Origin of the sequence: Bacillus sp. FSL E2-8887 (assembly GCF_038007205.1) — a bacterium.
Classification (GTDB): Bacteria; Bacillota; Bacilli; order Bacillales; family Bacillaceae_G; genus Bacillus_A; species Bacillus_A mycoides.
The window spans coordinates 848,176-869,498 of sequence record NZ_JBBOWS010000001.1 but is presented as its reverse complement, the minus strand read 5'-3'; the positions used below and the strand labels follow the sequence as shown (position 1 = coordinate 869,498).

Genomic DNA, 21,323 nt, shown 5'->3' with positions numbered 1-21,323 from the left:
ATAATACTCTAATTCAGTCGGAATGCTCTCACTTCCACCAGATAATAGGAAGAACTTACCTTATCTATATTTTTAGTAGGCTCTACTTACAATGCATCAGGTAACATAACAGCCATAAACAAATCACTTCTCTCACCTGGTGCTATATATATTCCTTCTGCATCTAAATATTCAATGGAAAAGGCTGCTAGCTCATGCGCCATTTCTTGATCGCATTCAAAAAGTGAATTTATAAAAACCTCACTTCCTGTAATCTTTTGTAAATCTTTCAAACAGTTAGACTTACTTCTTGCATAATCAGCCACATTCTCATTAGCCCAAGACCACATCCAACTGTTACTCTTTCCAGACCAAGAACCTATAAAAACAACACTAAATTCAAGTAACACTTGACCATTATTTTTAAACTGTAATATACATTGATCTTGATCATACCAATACTCATCAAAGTTATAGATATTATAATCCGAAATGAATTTTTGCTGTTTACTTTCTAATTTGTCATAACACATAACAAGATAATTCTCGAATTGTTCATCCGTCATTGCCAATTATCACACGCTCCTTTACTGCAAGATTCCCAAGTAATATTGATTTGTTTAAAGGAAACTTTACCTTTTATAAGTTTTATATCCTTTGTATACTCTATATCCACCTATTATTGTAATAGGAATAAACTGCGCAAAATGACCACCCGGATTCACCGATAAGAACACCCCATGCATCATATTCATACGCTGCTACAACTTCTTTATTTTGATCTGTCATCGCAATGACATCACACTGTTCCATATATAAAGAAAGAAGAGTCCCTATCAACTCTCCTTCTTCGAATGAACACCCAACAGTATATCTTTAACCCATTAACTACTTTTTATCTCTCTTTATTTGGTTGTCCAGTACAGCATAAAACTTCTGTCTATTTTTCTCATTCCTTATTATTAGTTTAACTCTAATCGTGCTTTGTAAATATGAACGTACTTTGTAATTGGTAAAAAACAACTTCCTATATTTAGTATCATTATATATTTGCTGAAACCATTCATAATTTTGAAGACATTTTATATTTCTATCAATTTTTCTAGTGTTTAAACCTGAATCTAATCCACTAGATTCTAAAATCCCACTAATTAATCCTAATAAAAAACTAAACATTCATTAGTCTATGGCTTCAAATATAATATGTTAGCCATTAATCCTCCTTGAACATTTTATATACCTTATATGATTTTCTAGCGTCTTTTCTTATTATTAAAAATCATTTTCTTAGTTGCTTTTGTACTTCTATCCCCTCTAATTTGCTTTTCGTATTTTCCGCCCGGAACTACATTCTTCATTGCTTTCCCCCATGCCTTATGAGCAGCCTGTCCCTTTTTAAAAGGTAGACCTGGCATTTTGTTATATGCTTTTCTTGCTACATTAAGGGCTCTATAAGAACCACCGCCTACACCACCGATAGCACCAAGTGCTGCTCCACCAGCTACTGCCCCAGCCAGTTTCCAACCTCTAGCTCCGCTTTTTTTAGCAGAATAATAACTTGATACACCACCAAAAGCAGCACCAGCTGCCATCCATGCCCAATGTCCGTCCGGATCCACCATCATCACTGGATTATTATCCGCATAAGTATACCCATTCATCGTAATCGGATCATCTTCATCACCCGGATCAGGATCCACCGATAAGAACACACCATGCTCTGGATTATAGTATCTCGCAATCAAGTAATACATCCCAATTTCTTTATCGTACATGTATCCCGCATATCCAAATGGATTGTCTGCTGCTTGATTCGTTTCAGATACTTCTGTGTTAGCTGCTTTATACGCAATAGTCGATTCACGACCTTCATTATCTATTTCTTTAATAATCCCATTATCCTTATTATATACAAACCCACGGGATTTCAAAGTATTCGTCATGCTTCACGTACCTTGAAAGGCATTGAAACGATTCATGCTATATACAAACAAAAGAGAAGTCACATTCCAGACTTCTCTTTTTCAACGTACAAGGAATTATAAGATTTATTCAGAACCAATTATTCTCTATCTTCCTTTGCTAACTCATACGTATATGCTAATACAAATCCCAAACCTAAACTAATAGCTACTATTAATTGAAAGAAAAATGAAATATCATTTAGAATACTTGTAGTTATTGCCAAAATCCCGCTAACAAATAACATGCCAGCAATCAAAGCTGAAAGGTAATGCCTTTCTCTCAGCAATGTATACATTAAATATATGGAAATTCCTATTCCCAAAACCATCTTAAAAATATACATACATTCGACCCCATACTTATATTTTACCTTCTTTTTTTATTACTTTTTTTATTGTGTTTCTTATCATATTCTTTATATCCCGATTTGAACCCTTGATAAAATGTGTAACCGTCAGGAATAAAGCCTATAAACCCTAAAGTTTTTAATCCTAATTTCGTTCCAGCTTTTCGCATTCCCTGTTTTAACTGTTTTTTATTGAATGAAGGTGTATTTGCAAGCTTATAGTTTCTTGCCCCTAAACGATACCCAGCGCCAAATGAAGTAACATGTGGGATAAATGTAGCTGGATTTCCAACATAAGATTTCCAAACAGCCTTCCCCCCAGATTTTGTTGCATACCAAATCTGTTTCCCTTTACTTTTCCATGCTTTATGCCCATCTGGATCCACATTCATTACTGGATTGTTATCCGCATACGTATACCCATTCTGCGTCACAGGATCATCACTATCACCCGGATCTGGATCCACCGATAAGAACACACCATGCTCCGGATTATAGTAACGAGCAATCAAATAATACATGCCAATTTCTTTATCATACATGTATCCCGCATATCCAAATGGATTCTCTGCTGCGATACCTTTTGCGTCGCTCTTTAATACGTTACCCCACGAGTCATATTCATACGTTGCTACAACTTCTTTATTTTGATCTGTCATCGCAACTACATCACCACGAGGGTTATAGTGATAGTATACCGTTTGCCCATTCGATTTCATAGCCAAACGTGCACCATCTACTGAATATACATATTGACGCAATACATTCCCACTACCATCTGTCTCATATAATGGATTAATACTATCCCCGTCATAGAAGTAACGTGTCACTTTTCCATTTACACTTTTTTCAATACGACGATTATCATCATCATACTTATATGTTGCGAAGGCATTACTTTCACCTTGTTTCGTAATTGCTACAATTTGATCGTCTTCATTCCATGTATACTTATACTTACCATCAGATGTACGATTTCCATTCGCATCATACGTTAACGATTCGTTTCCGAATTTTACAAGTTGATTTCCTTCATTGAATGTTGCCGCTATAGATTTTGTTTCTTTTCCATTCTCTACAACTTTCACACTCGTACGGTTTCCAAATCCATCATATGTGTACGATTTACTTGTTCCGTTTGGTAATACCTCGTTTAATAATTGGTTAATCGGGTCATATACAAAGTTTGTTTCTGTTACTTTTTCGCCCGCACCTTCATGCTTAATCTTCGTACGGTTACCCGCTTGGTCATATTCATATCGTTCAGAAAGAAGAATGCTGTTTGACGTACCTACTACTAAATCTTTAATTTTGTTCGCATGGTCATAGTTGAAGGTAGAGCCTGAACCATTTCCAGCTGTATACGTACGAACATTTCCTTGATCGTCATAATCAAATCGATATGTTTGCGAGCCATCTGTCACACGTATGTTTTGATCTAACGTGTTGTAGTCATACGATACTTTATTTGTGTATCCGCCTTGTGTTACGGTTTGTTCTTTTAATTTTTCTGTCTTACTGTTTGCTTTGTCATGGTATGCCCAGTCAACTTTTCCGCCTCGGCTATCCGTTGCACTTGTGACACGGTCAGCCTTATCGTATATTTTTGTACGTTCTACGCCGTTGACATGGTCTTTTACTTTCGTAACTTGTCCATTTTGATCACGTTCGAATGTGAACGAATCTTTTCCGTTTCGTTTTTCACCAATCGCGCGATCTGCTGTATCATATACAGATTCTAGAATCGAGCCGTTTGGCATTTTTGTTTTAATCTTGTTTGCATTTTCATCATATGTGTGTTCAATACGACGGTTTAACGCATCGATGTACACTGTATTTTTATTATCTACATCATATTCATATTTGTGTGTTTGTGTTTTCCCACCAAACATGACAGATTTCTCTGTTGTGTTTCCATTATGATCATAAAGATAATTTACAGAAGTACCATTTTTCAAGGTAACCTTTGTTAATAGATTATCTTTATTGTAATCATATAATTTTGTATTTCCTTTTTCATCTGTCTCGCTCTTTTTGTTTCCTGATGCATCGTATGCAAAGGTGTTTTTTTGCCCCTCTTCATCATACGCTGCGATGACATTTCCATCGTTGTCATACTCGTTTTTAATAAGAGCATTTCCTTCTAGTAAACGAATATCATCAAACCAGACTTTTCCTTTATTATTGTTTCTAAATAACAGATATACTTGAATCTGCTTAATTGGTTTCTTAGCTGGAATGACAACCGCACTACGGTTCCAATCATTTGTCCCACTTGGGAATTTTGCTTGATAATTCTCTCCACTACCATCTTGATAGTAAACATCTGCCCAAATTGAATAATCTCGTGATAGTTTATCTGGCGCATCATTTTCTACATTTTCAGATTTAGACATTCCTGTTAATGTGATTGGTTCTGCTTTTTTCTGATTTAAGTTTATATGATGACCATACCCTACATTTGAACCGCCATATTGGCTACGCTCTAATACAATAGACGAATGTCCTGTAAAACTTTCCTGATGAGAAACATCTTTCGGATCACAACTTGTTCCGTCTCCTCGAATCCATCCAGGAATACATCCTTGTTCGGTTACATTCTCTACACTACTATTTGTAATAGAATTGAAACTAGAAGAAACTTCTCCTTTTTCAAGCTGTAATTTATCAAACCATACGGAACCATCTGTAGTAGAACCATCATTTTCTACTTGTAAATAGATTTTTACTTTTCTTGTTTGCTCTGTTGTTTTAAAGGTTACTTGGCGATTAACCCAGTCCCTTTTCCCTTGTACTTTATTATAACGGGTATCATGCCAACCACCCTCTATATCTGTACCATGTTCATTTAATGACTGTACATTGAAGAAAGCTGCTCCCGCAGATAAATCGGTTTTGATCATACCACTTAATGTATACGTTGTATTTGGCTCTAACGTTACTTCTTGGATTGCGGCAATATAGCCCCAATCATTATTCGTCGCTTTTGTTGTAATCTTTAATGACGAATCTCCACCAAGACCACCTGGTGCTGGTGTTGCATCTTTTGCGATAGAACCGGAATTATTGTTATTTACTGGTGCCCATTTATCCGTGCCATTTATCTCAAAGCTCGGATTTTGAATCAGGTTTTCCCCTGTTCCTAACTCTTTACTTGTTTCAGTCGGATTGCCGTATTTATCATGTTGAGTAACGGAAGAAGTATGTGCTGATTGGTCTGTTGCAGATACTTCTGTGTTTGCTGATTTATAAGCAACAGTTGTTTCACGATTTTCGTTATCTGTCGCTTTTATAATCCCATTGTCTTTATTGTACTCAAACTTTTCTGTCCCCATTTCATCGGTAACAGACGTAACATTCCCATTACCGTCATAGGTCGCAGTTTCTGTTTGATTTTTAGGAGTCGTAGTTTTCACTAAATTATTTGCATTATATTCATACGCCGTTGTTAAATTCAGACGCCCAGAATCTTCGACTATTTTCACTGGATTTCCAGCATCGTTATACGTATAAACAGTCTTACGCCCTTTTGGATTCGTTAACGTAACTTCTTTCGCATCCGTATTATATGCTAATGTTGTTGCTTTCCCTAATGGGTCTGTCACTTTTACTAATCTATTATTCTCGTATGCATACGATGTTTTATACGGTTTTGCATCTGTATGTTGCGGGTCATAAATAGATGTTAATAAACCATTATCATATCCGTATTTATATACTTTTCCTTCTGGTGTTGTAGAAGAAACTAGTAAATCACCATCATACTTAAATGTAATCGTCTTGTTATCTGGACCGATTACTCTTGCGGCTTTTTTATTATTTCCATCATATTGTACTAATAACTCTTTACCAGAAGCGTTCTTTACTTTTGATAAACGGGATTCACCATCATACTCATATGTCGTCGTGTTTCCATATTTATCTTTTGTATACTCAATACGCCCCTGTGCATCGCCAGATTTATAGAAAGTAACAGTTTGGTCTTTATCTTTTATTTCATACCCACCTGATACTTGCTTAATTTCTAAATATATACCAGTAGGAGCTTGATACGTATTATCTCCTGTTCTAGTAAAGGTAATATTCGCACCGTCAGCAGAAATTAAAAGTAAGTTTCCATTTCCATCGGCCCAAATTCTTTCTTCTAATCCACTAGACCAACCCGTACCAAATAAACCTATCTTTTTACTTTGGCTATTATAAGTTCTTTCTACTGATACATCCGGCCCGCGCCCTGATAATGTAATATCTTTCTCACTCATGATAAAGTTACCATTTGTAGCATTTACTTTACCATTTAACACCGGAACTGATGCCCAGTAATCAAACATCCCTATAAATCCAAAATCTTGGGAGAATTTAAGAACAAACTCATGCGAAATTTCACTTTCAGCATGCCCAGCTTTACTATACGCTGTTACACGGAACCAGTAGTTTTTCGAACCTGCATAGATTCCACCAGAATTCTTATACACAGGTGATGGATCAACTGCTAATTCTGCACCTTTTTTATCGTGATGAAGTAAATATTGGCCTTTCGTTATTTCATCTTTTGTTGGCCAAATCTTCTCATTTTGCGTTGTCCAATTTGTTTTATTTCCTACATCGAACGCTTCGTAATCTTTTCCGTTATAAATCCAAACTTTATAACCTGTTGCTGCTGGAACTGAGTCCCACTTCAGCGTTACATAACCAGTTTGCTGATCTGTCGCATTAATATATGCAGAGCCATCTGGCTTTTTCACTTGTTCTAGTGGAATAAATGGAACTACTCCATCAGAAAGCGGACTATCACCAAATGGATACTCTGCCACAATACGAATCCAGTAGCTACTTCTTCCGCTATAATCCCCGTATGGACCTCCTGCTTGATAAGCATTTTTATATATTTGTCCTGGGTCAGTAGGTGCTTCTGCACCTTGTCCGTCATCATGTATCCAGTAACGCCCTTGTGCAATTTCTTCTGGCGTTGGGAATATTTTTTTATCCTTCGTTGTCCAACTTGTCACATTACCAACTGAAATATATTCATAGTCATATCCATTAAAAATAGCTACTTTATACTCTGTTGCTCCTGGAACTGGATCCCATTGTACATTAAAGTGACCTGAACTACTTCCACTCCCATTCGAGTAAGCTTGTACTCTCGGTGTATTCGGTTTTGCATACGAATACTTAACTTCTAAGTACGGTGCATTTTCTCCGTTTTCAGCTGCAATAAACTTTTTCCAATGATTCTGACCATTTCCATTTGCATGTAGCTTAAAACCGTTGTTTGGTCTCGCACCTTCTACCCATGCTTTCACTGTATTCGTTACATTGAACTGAGCCCATTTTCCGCGGCCTACATCAGCGTGTGCAATGTTGTTAGAACCTGGTTTATTATTCCAGTTAATACCTCCGACATTCCATCCACCTGTAACTTCATCTAACCAAACACCATTTGGTTGATTTCCATAATAATGCCAAACTGCATAGGCATGGAATGTTGCACTTTCAATCTTTGCACCTTTTAAATTTGAAACGTCTGGTTTAATGAATGAAAAGTTTGTCCCAGAGGCCCCGTCATAATAACCTACTTTTAATGTATAAGCATTTTGACCAGCATCCCAAAGCTTTCCTCCTGAATAATTGACAGTTGGATACGCGCTTGAAGCATAAGCATTTTCAAAGTTATCCAGTTCAATTGAAGGGTCTACATATACCGGATATTTTCGTTCCGGCGCTTGTAACCACTTTGGATCCGCTGTAACAGTTAACGTATATGTTTTTTCATCTGTCTTCTCAATATTGTAACGAACCGCATCTGACGTTACAGCCTCACCTGATTGTTGATCTACATTTGAATCGTTCATATACGGTTTCGGTAATGTGAAGACTTTTTCTTTTTTCTCATTTTGGAAGTCGATTGAACCATCTTCCTGTATATTCGGTGTTAAATCTGTTTCTAATGCAAACGTAAAAATATGATGTCCTGTATACTCACGCAATACAAAGTCTTCTTTTACATTTTCATTAAACGTCGTACTCTTTAAATCAATATTCGGGAAGATCCCTTTATACCAGACTGTATTATTTTCATGTGTTGCAGTAACTGGTGACGGCTTCACTTCACCTTTTTCACCATTTGCACTCATTAATTTGTACTGAATATTATGATCTTTCACTTTAAATTGAACGTACTTTCCATCTTGTGCTGTTTTCTCAAATTCTGGTTCTAATTTTGTATTTTCCGTTACAATTTTTGCATTTGGTGCTTCTACTAATTTCGGTGAAACCTCTTCTAACTTTCCATCTTTCTCAATATGAATCGGTTCCGTATATACCTTTTTCGTATAAGTACCATCATTATTATCGAAAACTTTCTCTGTTTCCGTTCTTTCTTCTACAATCTCAGTCGGATTTGCCTGTGCTTTAGCCTTATCCTTCTTTAACTGATCTGGATGTGGAGCTGGTAACTCCTTTTCCTCTTTCTTTTCTACTTCTGGACTTTGTTCTGAATTTGGAGATGGTGTAAACGGTGGTGCAGTTTCCGCCAATCCATTCAGCGGTATAGAGGTAATAATTAATGCAACTACCATAAGTTGGATTAAGTACCTATACCAATTCTTTTGTTTCTTTTCTTTCATAAACTCACCTCGCTGAAATATTTTTAACATAATAATGTTACATATCCCAATCTAAATAAACGAAAGAGTAAAGTAAATATAGTTTTAAAGTTTTGAAGATTTTATGCATAAAATCCGACAATTTAACAACAATTTTATAAATTTAATTACAGATAACTTTTTTTGTTATATATTTGAAGATTAACAATAATCTTATCTATTATTGTTCGCTAGCGACATGATATGAACATCATTCAACTAACCTTTTATTTTCACTTTCGATTTTGTTCTAGTATTCAATAAAGCTAATACACTGAGCTTCATATTCCTGGTGTAAATGTGCTTCCCTTAACTGTAATACCTTTATTTATAGAAGATAATCAGAATATATTCCTTAATAACTGTTTGAACACGCCCCCTCTCCTTGTTATATCTACAGCTTTTCCAACTATATTTCATATGAGAAAAGGTTATCACTACAAACAAAGAGGAAGCCTCCCAAAATATATTTTAGGAGGCTTCCTCTTATTAATAGATTGCTGATTTTAACTCTCTTAAATAACAAAATCCTCCGGAATAAACACCTTCACTTCTCTCGGATGTACGTATACAAACTCACCCGTTTGAATGCCTAGCTGTCTAAACTGTTCTTTACTAATTTCTGCTTCTAGATACTCATCTGTTCCGTCGCGCTTCAATTCTACATATACGACAGGGCCAACTGCATGTGAGTATGTTACTTTCGCAGGGATGGCATCTATACTTTGTTTCGTACGATCGATTGATAAGTGATGTGGTCTTACGTATCCCACTCCGTCTACGTTTGAAACGTGCTTATGCTCTGGTGCTTCTAGCTCCACTGATCCTACATTTAGCTTACCTTTATGAACGCGGCCGTGAAATAAATTCACGTTTCCTAAAAAGTCATATACGAACGGACTTGCTGGTTTTTCATATACTTCTTCCGGCGTTCCCATTTGTTCAATGCGTCCTTCATTCATTACAACGATGCGGTCCGCAACGTCTAACGCTTCTTCTTGATCATGCGTTACGAATACGCTCGTAATTTGAAATTCGTCATGTAGTTTCCGGAGCCATCTTCGCAATTCTTTCCGTACTTTTGCATCAAGTGCACCGAACGGTTCATCTAGCAATAAAATTTTCGGTTCGACTGCAAGTGCCCGGGCTAGTGCGATACGTTGGCGTTGTCCGCCAGATAATTGCGCTGGATAACGTTTTGCGAAACCATCCATTTTTACTAGTTTCAATAGTTCTGTTACTTTTTCTTTTATTACTTCAGCTGAAGGTCTTGCACTTTTCCTTCTTACTTTTAAACCGAAAGCGACATTTTCAAATACATTCATATGTTTAAAAAGTGCATAGTGCTGGAAGACGAAACCGACTTGCCTGTTTTTCACGTGAATATCAGTTAAATCTTCTCCATCAAATGAAATGGAGCCTCCATCCGCTTCTTCTAGTCCTGCAATAATTCGTAATAACGTCGTCTTCCCAGAACCTGATGGGCCTAATAAAGCGACCAGTTCACCTTTTGGAATATCCAAATGAATGTCTGTCAGCGCTTGAAATGTACCATATTGTTTTGATACATTTTGAATTTGAATACTCACCGCACTCACTCCTTATTGTCGTTTTTCCATTCTCCATTCAATCCAGTTTTTTATAACGAGCGTAAAAACTGCGATGAGTGACATTAAAGTCGCCACAGCGAACGCTGCTGAAAATTGATATTCATTGTACAAAATTTCAATATGAAGCGGCATCGTATTTGTAACGCCGCGCACGTGACCAGACACAACGGAAACCGCTCCGAATTCACCAATGGCCCGGGCATTACATAAAATCATGCCGTATAAAAGGCCCCATTTTATATTTGGCAATGTGACGCGCCAAAACATTTTCCAGCCGCTTGCGCCAAGTGATAGAGCCGCTTCTTCTTCACTCTTTCCTTGCGCCTGCATAACTGGGATTAATTCACGCGCAACAAACGGAAACGTAACAAATATCGTCGCAATGATAATGCCAGGGACAGAGAAGATGAGCTTTATCCCGTGTTCCATTAACCATCCGCCAAAAGCAGCACGAGGTGTGAAAAGTAAAACGAATACTAATCCTGCAATGACTGGTGATACAGCAAACGGCAGTTCAATAAGAGATAATAATAGTTGCTTTCCTTTAAACTGAAACTTCGTAATAAGCCAAGCTGCTGCTATTCCGAATATCGTATTCAGCGGCACAACGATTAAAGCAACGAGAAGTGTTAACCTAATTGCCCAAAATGCTTCTTGATCTGTTACTGCGGCAATATATACATCAATTCCTCGTTCGAATGCTTTCATAAAAATTGTCACGAGCGGCAGTAATAGAAAGAGAGATAAAAATAAAACTGTTATCGTAATGAATAGAATGGGTACAAACTTAGATTCTTTTTTAACTGATACGCTTTTTACTATTTTCTTTTCTAATAATGTTGGTTCCATTTTCTCCTCTCCTATTCGCTTTTCAGTTCATGCCTTCTGCTCCAAGTTTGAATCATATTAATAAGTAGTAGGAAAAGGAGAGAAATAATAAGCATCACAGCCGCTACAGCTGTTGCTCCTGCATAATCATATTGTTCGAGTTTCGTCATAATCATAAGCGGTGCAATTTCTGTTTTCATTGGCATATTACCTGCAATGAACACGACAGATCCATATTCCCCTAACGCCCGCGCAAAGGCGAGTGAAAAACCAGCAAGCAAGGCCGGGAATATTTCTGGCAAAATAATTTTCAAAAATATTTGGAAGCGTGATGCCCCTAAACTAGAAGCTGCTTCTTCTACTTCTTTATCAATACTTTGCAGCACTGGTTGCACCATCCGAACGACAAAGGGCAAACCAATAAACGTAAGCGCCACAATAATGCCGAGCTGGGTAAAAGCTACTTTTATATGAAACAGATTAAATATTTTTCCGATCCAACCATTTTCCGCATAAAGCGTCGTAAGTGTAATACCAGCTACAGCAGTCGGAAGAGCGAATGGTAAATCGATTAGTCCGTCTAATAACCGCTTCCCTGGAAATGTGTAGCGAACGAGTACCCAAGCAATTAATAAACCAAAAATGGCATTTACGATTGCCGCTGCAAGTGAAGTTGTGAAACTTACTTGATACGAATGCAGCACGCGCTCACTCGTTATAACCCCAGCAAACTTCTTCCAACCTAGCTGCGATGTTTGAATAAATACGATAGAAAGTGGTATAAGTACGAATAAACTCATATATAGCATTGTAAATCCAAGAGATAATCCAAACCCTGGTAAGACACGCTTCTTCCTCATATAACGTCACCTCATCCCCCCTTATTTTTTATACATTTGATCGAATACGCCGCCATCATTAAAATGCTTTTCTTGTGCTTTTTTCCATCCTCCAAATAGTTCATCAACTGTAAATAATTGAACTTTCGGAAATTGTGATGCGTACTTTTCTGCTACTTTTTCATTACGAGGGCGATAAAAGTTTTTCGCCGCAATTTCTTGCCCTTTTTCTGAATACAAATATTCAAGATATCCTTCTGCTACTTTTTTCGTTCCCTTTTTATCAACGACTTTGTCTACAACTGCTACTGGCGGCTCGGCAAGTATACTAATCGAAGGTGTTACAATTTCGAATTTATCTTTTCCAAGTTCTTTTTGTGATAATAACGCTTCATTTTCCCAAGCGATTAACACATCACCAATTCCTTTTTCAACGAAAGTTGTTGTTGCCCCGCGTGCTCCTGAATCTAGTACTTCCACGTTTTTATAAATTTGACCGACAAACTCTTTCGCTTTATCTTCACTATTCTTATATTTCTTCAGTGCATATCCCCACGCCCCTAAATAGTTCCACCGTGCTCCCCCAGATGTTTTTGGATTCGGTGTAATGACAGACACACCTTTTTTCGTTAAATCATCCCAATCTTTAATTCCTTTCGGGTTTCCTTTCCTCACAAGAAATACAATCGTTGATGTGTACGGAGTAGAATTATCCGCAAGTCGCTTCTGCCAATCTTCTGCTAGTTGTTTCTTCTTACTAATCGCGTCAATATCATAAGCGAGCGCTAGCGTTACAACGTCTGCTTCTAAGCCGTCAATAACGGAGCGTGCCTGACTTCCTGATCCCCCGTGTGATTGCTTTACATTTACTGTCTGACCATGTTTCTCTTTCCAATACTTCGCAAAGTCTTTATTAAAATCTTGATACAACTCACGCGTCGGGTCATATGAAACATTTAAAAGTTCAACCGTCTTCTTGTCTCCGCCTCCTTCAGAATTACTAGTGGATGTTGCCGAACCACACCCTGATAAAAGAACAAATGCTGACAATAAGACACCTGTACTTTTCATAAACGCTGTCTTACCCCACTGTTTCATATATAAAGCCCCCTTAGTTTGTACAATAGAAAAAGGCACACAATCTATTCACAAAAGTGAACGTTGTGCGCCTTCAGTTTCTCTGATGAGCTTCTATTGTATTCTGTTTGATTTCTTTCCATTTTAATTCCGTAATTCACATGTGTCAACTTGGAATTCGGAATTATTATATAAGAAACTTCATACAAGCTAAAAATCAGCGGGAATAGAATCCCACTGATTTTAGTTTCGATTTATTTCTTTAACTTATCTGTCTTCGCAATAAATTGAGCTGCTTCTGCGCGGCTTACCGCTTTATCTGGAGCCCATCCATTATCTGTTCCAACTGAAATATTTTCTTGGATTAAAATGTTCGCATACTTCGTACCCCAATGATCTTTTAAATCAGCAAATTCTTTTGGTAGTTTAATATTTTCATTTCTTTCTAATTTATATGCATTCACAAGCATAGAAGCCATTGATGCACGGTTAATTAGCCTGCTCGGATTAAAGTTACCCTTATCATCACCTTTTACAATGCCAGCTTTTTCAACTGCTGCGATGTAAGGTGTAGCCCAATGATTTTGAGCATCGCGGAATGATGGCTTCGCATCTTTATTAATTTCCAATCCTAAAACAGTAGCTAATATTTTTGCTGCTGAACCACGATCGATATTTTCAGCTGGTGCAAATGTACCATCTGGCTTACCGTGTACTGCCTCTTTGTCTACTAAATATTGAACTGACTCTTGTGCCCAAGTCGGTACATCTGAGAACTTAGATTTCTTTTCAATTGCACTCGCATCGATTTCAAACTGCACTTGATATTTATGGTCATATTTAATTGCTGGAATTAATATATGCATTTGCATATTATATTTTTTCGAGAACTCATCGATTTCAAATTGAACAACTTTCGTACCATTATTCGCTTTATCTTCAGAAATTACTTTTACATCATGGAATGTCCCTAATTGATTCTGATCTTCTACTCTAAGATACTGGAAATAGCTACTATCTTGCACTGTTAACGTCACAATTTTTTTATCGCCTTGTATTGTTACTTTTGCATTTTTTAAATATGTTGAAACAACCGATGTTTCATTCGTTTGATCTTTATAAGTTTTTAAAATAACGTCATATGTACCATCTGCAAGTTTGCTATTTGCTTTCATTTCAACCGCTGCATCTGCTTTCGCAATCGGTGCCATAATACCACTGAATGGAACTGCTAAAGTTGCTGCTATAACGAACGCATTAACATATTTTTTCTTAATCATTATCAATGTCAAATAAAATTAATAATACTATTTCCTACATAAGTACGCCTTCCGCTCATTTTTAAAAAGCAAATAATGCGCCGTGTGAACTTTTCTTTCCAAATAATCAATAGAATACGAGCTTGATGGATCCACTAAATCCCCAATCGCCCCTGAAAGGTGATCAATTACCTTTTGCAATGTTTCTAAGTTCTTCTTTTCCCTCTCCATATTCATTTCATCCATAATGTCACAAATAAGATATTGCACTTTCCGTAAGCGTAATTCCTTCTGCTCCACGTATATCTCCTCCTTATTAGCAATATTACGTTTTAAATATATGGGCTTATAGCTTAACCAATTCTAAAAAATAACGCGAAACTTTAATCAGTAGGAATTTTGTCCATCCAAACTAATCCAGCTTTTTTGGGACAAAAAGATATCCATCTCTATACATGTAGTCATAGTGATGGATATCTTTATTTTTATACTTGCAATGCCTTCTCTCTCAAAGCTCTTCGTAACAACTTACCAGTTGTATTCTTCGGCAATTCTGTTAAAAACTCAATGCTCTTTGGCACTTTGTATTTCGCTAAATGCAGCGTGCAGTAATGCGTAAGCTCCTCTTCTGTTACGTTCGTTTGCTTCAGAACGACGTAAGCTCGCACTGCTTCTCCTAAGTTTTCATCCGGTACACCAATTACGACAACTTCAGCCACAGATTCGTGAGTATATAATACTTCTTCTACTTCACGAGGGTATACGTTATAACCACCAACTAGGACGATATCTTTTTTGCGATCGACGATATAGAAGTAACCTTCTTCATCCATTTTCGCTAAGTCACCTGTATATAGCCAGCCGTCTTTAAGTGTCGCAGCTGTATCTTCTGGCGCATTATAGTAACCCTTCATAACGTTAGGTCCGCGAACAATTAGCTCCCCAACTGCACCGACAGGTACTTCTTCCCCAAGTTCATTCACAATTTTATTTTCTACATGCCAAATATTTGTACCAATCGAACCTGGTTTACGAGGACGATCTAACGGATTAAAACAAGTAACTGGTGATGCTTCTGATAAGCCGTATCCTTCTGAAACAATCACATCAAAACGTTTTTCAAAGTTTTGCAGAAGGGCAACAGGCATTGACGCACCACCTGAAATACAGAGACGAAGCGTCTTTACATCTTCTGCGCTTGCTTCTTCAAATAAATATAAGTAATTGTACATCGTCGGCACACCTGCAAAAATCGTTGGTTCATACGTACGACAAATACGGAATACTTCTTTCGGACTAAACCTCGGTACCATTAAAATCGTTGCCCCGTTCACAATCGGCGCATTTACTGCAACTGTTAAACAGAACACATGGAACATCGGCAATGCCGCAACGACGCGATCATCCGCAGTATATTGTAAATATGACGCAACATCGCTTGCGTTACTATATAGGTTTTTATGTGTTAACATAGCGCCTTTTGGCTTTCCGGTTGTACCTGAAGTGTATAAAATAACAGCTACATCTTCTTCATCTAGTTCAGGACCTTCGTAAGTTATGTCTCCAGTTCCTATAAAACTAGTAAACGTTTTCATTTTTTCCGTTTCTGTATGAGTAAAATCTGATGAGGTTTCGCATATGATGATATTTTCAAGTGAAGGAAGTCTTGTTGTAAGAGATTGTATAACAGGTAGAAGGACGTCGAGTACAATGATTGTTTTTACATCTCCATTTTGTAATATGTAATGTATTTCGTCTGCTGTATAAATTGGATTAATCGGAATGACAGTTGCTCCGGCTTTCATCGTTCCGTATAAACCTACTAAAAAATGTGGTGAATTGCCTACAGCTAATGCGACATTGTCCCCTTTTCCAACGCCCATTTTTGCTAAATTACTAGAAAACCTAGTGACCACTTTGTTTAATTGGTCATAAGAGACCGACTGATCCATAAATATGTACGCCGGTTTATCCCCCTTCTTTTTTGCCGTTTCAGCCAAAGATTGAACGAGATTCACACAAACCCCACCTTTATAAAATTTAGAATATTTAAAAATTCTAAATTAATTATATTAAAAGAAAATTAAAGTAGCAAGTGATATTCCATTAACTGCATATACAACGATCACCTCCTGTTGACTCTCTTTGGAAGGATACGGAAATTTCATTCGTTAGCAAATGATGAACCAAAGGCTAAAATCATTTCAAGATAATATGCACTCATCTTTTCACTAAGTTTTTCTAGTTCCTCTTTATTCAAGCTCGTATGCTCCCCATACAAGTTGATTGCATCCGCTCCGTTTTCATGAAAAAACAATGTTACATATAATGTCAGTAACCCGGTATTGGCCTCATCTATTGACAAAACAAGATCTGGCGTTTTATTCATCGTACTAAAAGCTTCATTTCTTTTCCATTTCTTATTTTGAAACATAGTTTGTATATCATCTATCTTTCGTTTGTTATCCGTATGCGTAAAATATATGACATTATCCCTCCCTGGCTTTCCAATAGATAAAAGTGTGCGACTTGAGGACGTTTCATCGTTACAGGCTGTCATTCCGATGACGAAGCTGAGCAGTAATACAACGTACATTATCCTTTTCATTTCAATTCGCCTCCTTTTGAATATATATATTCCTTTATGAGGGGCAAATTCCCTGTGATTTTATGGTGAATGAAATTATATAAGCGATTTTTAAAATATATCGACTTACCGATAAAACGTGACAATCTACGCAAAAAAGAGGCTGCCCGTTACGGCAGCCTCCCTTATTTTTAGAAGAATAAATGCAAGAAATCTTCTGTTGTAATATTACCGAAATAGCGTACGATATCTACGCCTTCTAAAGCTACAGTGAATGCATCTTTATCAAATTGTACACCTGTTAGACGCTCTTCAATGTCATGCACATCTAGTGAGCCGAAGAAGTCACCGTAAATTTTACATTCTGTTACTGTCCCTTTTTTCACTTCAAGACGAACGTCAACTTGTCCAACTGGGAAGCGGTGTGAATGTTGTAAGTTGAACTTCGGAGATTTTCCGTAGTTCCAATCCCAATTTTGGTAGCGCTCTTCAGAAAGTTTATGGATTTCTTTCCAATCATTTTCTGTTAATTCATACGTTGGAATTTCTGTTTCTCCTTCGAAAATTGTTTCTAGAAGAAGTTGTCTAAACTCTTCTGTCGTCATTTTTTCGTTTAAGAACTCTGTAATATTCGCAACGCGGCTACGGATTGATTTAATTCCTTTTGATTGAATTTTATCCATTTTCACTTTTAGTGCTGATACGACGTGATCGATTTCAGAGTCAAATAGTAACGTACCGTGACTGAACATACGACCTTTCGTTGAGAACTGCGCGTTACCTGAAATTTTTCTACCTTCAGCTAAAATATCGTTACGACCACTTAGTTCTGCATTTACGCCTAATTTACCAAGCGCTTTCGTTACAGGCTCTGTGAACTTTTTGAAGTTGCTGAAACTATCTCCATCATCTTTCGTAATAAAGCTGAAGTTTAAGTTTCCTAAATCATGATATACTGCGCCTCCGCCTGATAGACGACGAACGACATGAATACCTTGTTCTTTTACGTAATCTGCATTAATTTCTTCTACTGTGTTTTGGTTTTTACCAATGATAATCGAAGGTTTGTTAATGTAGAACAGTAAATATGTTTCGTTAATATCTAAATTCTTCACACAATATTCTTCAATTGCTAAGTTTATTCTAGGATCTGTAATCCCTTTATTATCAATAAATAACATCGTATCACCTCATGAATTCCATACGTAACCACTATGCGCTAGCGTAGTATGGCCACTGAAAATTTGTTTTGCTTCTGTTACTAAATCAGATAGGTTGCCTGTATGCGGTAAGTGCGTTAATAAAAGTTCTTTTACATTTGCATCTTTCGCAATACTTGCTACTTCTGTACTATTCATATGCCCTGCTTTTGCAGCCTCTTGATGTGCATACATATTACATTCACAAATGAAAAGATCAGCATCTTTTGTGAACGGAATAAATTCAGGAATATAACTTGAATCTGCACTGTATACAACAACATCATCGCCAGCTATAATACGCATCGCAAAGCATGTAACAGGATGAACAGTTTTTAAGAATGAAATGGAGAACGGTCCAATTTGAAGTGTTTCTTCTGGATTGTACGCGATTCCTTTCGTATGCGGTTCATGCGTTAAAGAATGGAATCCATTCTCATCAAACGAATGACCGTATATTGGTAACTCCGGTAGTTGTCCTTTTGTCACACTCGTAATTAATCTTGCATATTGCAGCACCCCAATGTCTGCAACATGATCATGATGATAGTGTGACAGTACAACTGCATCTATATGAGATGGTGTTATATATTTTTGAAGCTGTGCTAGTACACCACTGCCACAGTCTACAAGTAAACGAAAACCATCGTGTTCAAACAAATACCCCGACGTTGCTTCTCCCGCTTCTGGAAAGCCGCCCCAAAAGCCGACAACAGTCATCTTCATATGTATCCATCCTTTCTAAAACCGCGTAGGAATGCCGTTTTTTTCCGTACTTGAGAAAGTTTTTTACTTACATCCTACATTGTTAACTATAATCCATTTCCTAAACTTTTTCATTAATTTTCACTTTTGTTATAAAACAGTTGTTGACTTTTATTATTTGTACTAATACAATGATAGTAAGAAATGGAAATGGAGGGATTGACATGATCGATCAACCAATGGAGTTTTTCCGAAATTTACCGACGAAAACTTGTGCTCATTGCGGGAAGGAAATTGATGAGCAGCACGAAGCATACCATAACAAATGTGACGATTGCGTTCACGAAGAATAGTAGTTTGTAAACATAAAAAAACCTAGCAGACATAGTCTACTAGGCTAATAACATCGTATCCTTCATCGTTGAACCTTTCACCAAGAGCTCCAGTTCAAACTCATACAATTCTTTTTGTCGATAATTTTTCGTATGGATTTTATCCATCATTAAGTCGACAACTTTTCGGGCCATCTCGTCGATTGGTTGTTCAATTGTCGTAATACCTGGCTCTGTAATCTGCGCCAAAATTTGATTATCAAAACCGATCACAGCGAGATCTTCTGGAATACTCCAACCATGGCGTTTCGCCTCTGAGATAATTCCAGCTGCAACCTCGTCGCCTCCTGCCAAAATCGCGGTAGGATTTTTTTTGTCCTTTAATACTTCATTGAATATTCGTTTTCCATCATCCCAAGAGAAAGCGTTTTCAAGAAAATCGATCGCTTCCACTTCTCTACTCTTTTCAGTAATAGCGCGTAAAAAGCCCATTTTTCGCTGTTGGCTCACTACTTTCGTTTCGTTGCCACGACAAAAAATCAGATTACGATAGCCTTGTTCTAATACATGATTGGCAGCTATGTATGCACCCTGTGCATGATCGAACTTCACTGTTGGAACATTTGCTTCCTCAATATATTCATTACATAACACGATTGGACCGTGTTGCAAGTATGGCTCCACATTCTCCCATGGATTTTCTAGTGAACATAGAATAATCCCATCTACTTGTTTCGTAGATAATAATTGTAAATACTCCATCTCTTTTTCCGGTAAATATCTTGTTTGACAAATAATCAGTTTATATTTATGTTCAGAAGCAGCAATCTCGATTGCTTCAATAAATCTACTAAAAAAAGGATTTGTAATCCTTGGAACAAGCACCGCAATTGTTTCTGTTTTTTGTTTACGAAGCCTTCTCGCCGCAGAATTAGGAACGAAGCCTAAATGCTTCATTGCTAATTGAACCCTTTTCTTCTTCTCATCTGAAACATATGGATGATTATTGATCACCCTAGAAACCGTTGTCCTTGATAACCCCGCTAATTTCGCCACGTCCTCGATAGTCGACACGAAATTTCCCCCTTTGCATGAAAACGTTTTCTTATCCTGATTATATAGTATATTATTGGAAACTGCAATATAGGTTCTTATGATTTTACTATATTAATATTATACATAGGGAAAAGTCTGTTAATGGCAGGGAATTACACACTACTTTTAGAATTTCACAATATGCATATGAAAAAAGATTTACATACCATAACGTATATACACCTTCTTAATTAATAAGAATTCTATTCAATATAAAAACCCATCAATACGTCGTCTCCATATGATCCATCTTCATATTTAATTTGCTTTCTTTGCCTTCCTTCTTCTACAAAGCCAGTTCGTTTATACACTTTAATTGCCCTATCATTAATAGAAACTACACCTAAGCAAATTTTCTCTAAACCTTTCTGCCCTTTAGCCCAGCTAATAAGAAATTCAATTAGCTTCGTACCAATGCCCTGATTACAATACGCCTCCCTAATCCCCATTCCCATTGTGCCTGCATGTCGTAACCGTTCTAGTTCATATCGTTTGAAAACCAGAAAGCCAACCACCTTACTATCTACCTCGTAAACTATATAAAGGTTGCCTTTTTCACTACTTGTCTGTATCTTTTCTCTTTCTGCATCAATATCATTTGGTAATTCATTTGGAGATGATATAAAAAACTTTGTAGTAGTTTCTGATAATATAATTTCTTTTCTAATATCCATAATTGATTCCGCATCAACCTCTTTTGCTAATCGTATCACCGAATCACCTCGTACCTTTTTCTTTTAAAAATAATATTGGAACTATCAAACTAAGAATCTCTAAAACGCTCAATATGCAACATTACATATTGAGAATCTTTTCACTTTTGATACAATATCCTTACATCTATATAAAAGGAAT

The 21,323-nt window shown here is 36.9% G+C and carries 17 protein-coding genes and 2 pseudogenes; 2 read left to right on the top strand and 17 right to left on the bottom strand.

Going from position 1 to position 21,323, the window contains the following annotated elements; genetic code table 11:
• Nucleotides 1-86: 86 nt before the first annotated feature.
• From NSQ08_RS04210 to NSQ08_RS04200, 3 genes and pseudogenes are all read right to left on the bottom strand, one after another.
• The gene (locus NSQ08_RS04210; protein ID WP_215584668.1) at nt 87-551 is read right to left on the bottom strand and encodes a DUF6882 domain-containing protein; all 465 of its coding nucleotides are present in this window, start codon (nt 549-551) and stop codon (nt 87-89) included.
• Nucleotides 552-645: 94 nt separating this feature from the next.
• Entirely contained in the window at nt 646-819 is a 174-nt protein-coding gene (locus NSQ08_RS04205) for a hypothetical protein (RefSeq protein WP_201066347.1), read from the bottom strand.
• 413 nt (nt 820-1,232) lie between these two features.
• Nucleotides 1,233-1,787, bottom strand: a pseudogene (locus NSQ08_RS04200) (RHS repeat-associated core domain-containing protein); the annotation flags it as partial.
• Nucleotides 1,788-1,892: 105 nt separating this feature from the next.
• On the opposite strand from NSQ08_RS04200, the pseudogene NSQ08_RS04195 reads away from it, so the two are divergent.
• Nucleotides 1,893-2,024 (top strand): annotated as a pseudogene (locus NSQ08_RS04195) (IS6 family transposase); the annotation flags it as partial.
• A 17-nt stretch (nt 2,025-2,041) separates the two neighbouring features.
• Here NSQ08_RS04195 and NSQ08_RS04190 read toward each other — a convergent pair.
• From NSQ08_RS04190 to NSQ08_RS04135, 12 genes are all read right to left on the bottom strand, one after another.
• A complete protein-coding gene (locus NSQ08_RS04190) occupies nt 2,042-2,287 on the bottom strand; it encodes a hypothetical protein (RefSeq protein WP_098167239.1) in 246 nt (81 codons plus the stop codon).
• Between the two features lie 23 nt (nt 2,288-2,310).
• A complete protein-coding gene (locus NSQ08_RS04185) occupies nt 2,311-8,919 on the bottom strand; it encodes a DNRLRE domain-containing protein (RefSeq protein WP_340771923.1) in 6,609 nt (2,202 codons plus the stop codon).
• 533 nt (nt 8,920-9,452) lie between these two features.
• The gene (locus NSQ08_RS04180; protein WP_340771920.1) at nt 9,453-10,526 is read right to left on the bottom strand and encodes a sulfate/molybdate ABC transporter ATP-binding protein; all 1,074 of its coding nucleotides are present in this window, start codon (nt 10,524-10,526) and stop codon (nt 9,453-9,455) included.
• 12 nt (nt 10,527-10,538) lie between these two features.
• On the bottom strand, nt 10,539-11,396 hold the full coding sequence (cysW, locus tag NSQ08_RS04175) for a sulfate ABC transporter permease subunit CysW (protein ID WP_340771917.1): 858 nt from the start codon (nt 11,394-11,396) through the stop codon (nt 10,539-10,541).
• A gap of 11 nt (nt 11,397-11,407) precedes the next feature.
• Entirely contained in the window at nt 11,408-12,235 is an 828-nt protein-coding gene (cysT, locus tag NSQ08_RS04170; RefSeq protein ID WP_242246139.1) for a sulfate ABC transporter permease subunit CysT, read from the bottom strand.
• 21 nt (nt 12,236-12,256) lie between these two features.
• The gene (locus NSQ08_RS04165) at nt 12,257-13,312 is read right to left on the bottom strand and encodes a sulfate ABC transporter substrate-binding protein (protein WP_340771908.1); all 1,056 of its coding nucleotides are present in this window, start codon (nt 13,310-13,312) and stop codon (nt 12,257-12,259) included.
• A 233-nt stretch (nt 13,313-13,545) separates the two neighbouring features.
• Nucleotides 13,546-14,571: an S-layer homology domain-containing protein gene (locus NSQ08_RS04160; RefSeq protein ID WP_340771906.1), complete on the bottom strand. Its 1,026-nt coding sequence runs from the start codon at nt 14,569-14,571 to the stop codon at nt 13,546-13,548.
• A gap of 27 nt (nt 14,572-14,598) precedes the next feature.
• Entirely contained in the window at nt 14,599-14,850 is a 252-nt protein-coding gene (locus NSQ08_RS04155) for a hypothetical protein (RefSeq protein WP_002030353.1), read from the bottom strand.
• Between the two features lie 185 nt (nt 14,851-15,035).
• Nucleotides 15,036-16,568, bottom strand: coding sequence for a fatty acid--CoA ligase family protein (locus NSQ08_RS04150; protein ID WP_061688990.1), 1,533 nt, complete (start codon nt 16,566-16,568; stop codon nt 15,036-15,038).
• Nucleotides 16,569-16,714: 146 nt separating this feature from the next.
• The gene (locus NSQ08_RS04145; RefSeq protein ID WP_016101568.1) at nt 16,715-17,158 is read right to left on the bottom strand and encodes a hypothetical protein; all 444 of its coding nucleotides are present in this window, start codon (nt 17,156-17,158) and stop codon (nt 16,715-16,717) included.
• 170 nt (nt 17,159-17,328) lie between these two features.
• Entirely contained in the window at nt 17,329-18,318 is a 990-nt protein-coding gene (locus NSQ08_RS04140; protein WP_002030357.1) for a lipoate--protein ligase, read from the bottom strand.
• A 9-nt stretch (nt 18,319-18,327) separates the two neighbouring features.
• A complete protein-coding gene (locus tag NSQ08_RS04135; protein ID WP_340771888.1) occupies nt 18,328-19,062 on the bottom strand; it encodes an MBL fold metallo-hydrolase in 735 nt (244 codons plus the stop codon).
• A gap of 203 nt (nt 19,063-19,265) precedes the next feature.
• Here NSQ08_RS04135 and yhfH point away from each other — a divergent pair, with 203 nt between their 5' ends.
• Nucleotides 19,266-19,394: a protein YhfH gene (gene yhfH / locus NSQ08_RS04130; RefSeq protein ID WP_000567010.1), complete on the top strand. Its 129-nt coding sequence runs from the start codon at nt 19,266-19,268 to the stop codon at nt 19,392-19,394.
• Between the two features lie 39 nt (nt 19,395-19,433).
• Here the strand turns inward: yhfH and NSQ08_RS04125 are convergent, their stop codons facing one another.
• Nucleotides 19,434-20,447: a LacI family DNA-binding transcriptional regulator gene (locus NSQ08_RS04125; protein WP_002087115.1), complete on the bottom strand. Its 1,014-nt coding sequence runs from the start codon at nt 20,445-20,447 to the stop codon at nt 19,434-19,436.
• A 224-nt stretch (nt 20,448-20,671) separates the two neighbouring features.
• Nucleotides 20,672-21,181, bottom strand: coding sequence for a GNAT family N-acetyltransferase (locus NSQ08_RS04120; protein WP_193652844.1), 510 nt, complete (start codon nt 21,179-21,181; stop codon nt 20,672-20,674).
• Between the last annotated feature and the right edge of the window lie 142 nt (nt 21,182-21,323).

Excerpts from the sequence above, each read along its gene's own strand:
- NSQ08_RS04190 (WP_098167239.1), bottom strand. The coding sequence starts at position 2,287 with ATGTATATTTTTAAGATGGTTTTGGGAATAGGAATTTCCATATATTTA.
- NSQ08_RS04185 (WP_340771923.1), bottom strand. The coding sequence starts at position 8,919 with ATGAAAGAAAAGAAACAAAAGAATTGGTATAGGTACTTAATCCAACTT.
- cysW (WP_340771917.1), bottom strand. The coding sequence starts at position 11,396 with ATGGAACCAACATTATTAGAAAAGAAAATAGTAAAAAGCGTATCAGTT.
- cysT (WP_242246139.1), bottom strand. The coding sequence starts at position 12,235 with ATGAGGAAGAAGCGTGTCTTACCAGGGTTTGGATTATCTCTTGGATTT.
- NSQ08_RS04165 (WP_340771908.1), bottom strand. The coding sequence starts at position 13,312 with ATGAAACAGTGGGGTAAGACAGCGTTTATGAAAAGTACAGGTGTCTTA.
- NSQ08_RS04160 (WP_340771906.1), bottom strand. The coding sequence starts at position 14,571 with ATGATTAAGAAAAAATATGTTAATGCGTTCGTTATAGCAGCAACTTTA.
- NSQ08_RS04145 (WP_016101568.1), bottom strand. The coding sequence starts at position 17,158 with ATGAAAAGGATAATGTACGTTGTATTACTGCTCAGCTTCGTCATCGGA.
- NSQ08_RS04140 (WP_002030357.1), bottom strand. The coding sequence starts at position 18,318 with ATGTTATTTATTGATAATAAAGGGATTACAGATCCTAGAATAAACTTA.
- NSQ08_RS04135 (WP_340771888.1), bottom strand. The coding sequence starts at position 19,062 with ATGAAGATGACTGTTGTCGGCTTTTGGGGCGGCTTTCCAGAAGCGGGA.
- yhfH (WP_000567010.1), top strand. The coding sequence starts at position 19,266 with ATGATCGATCAACCAATGGAGTTTTTCCGAAATTTACCGACGAAAACT.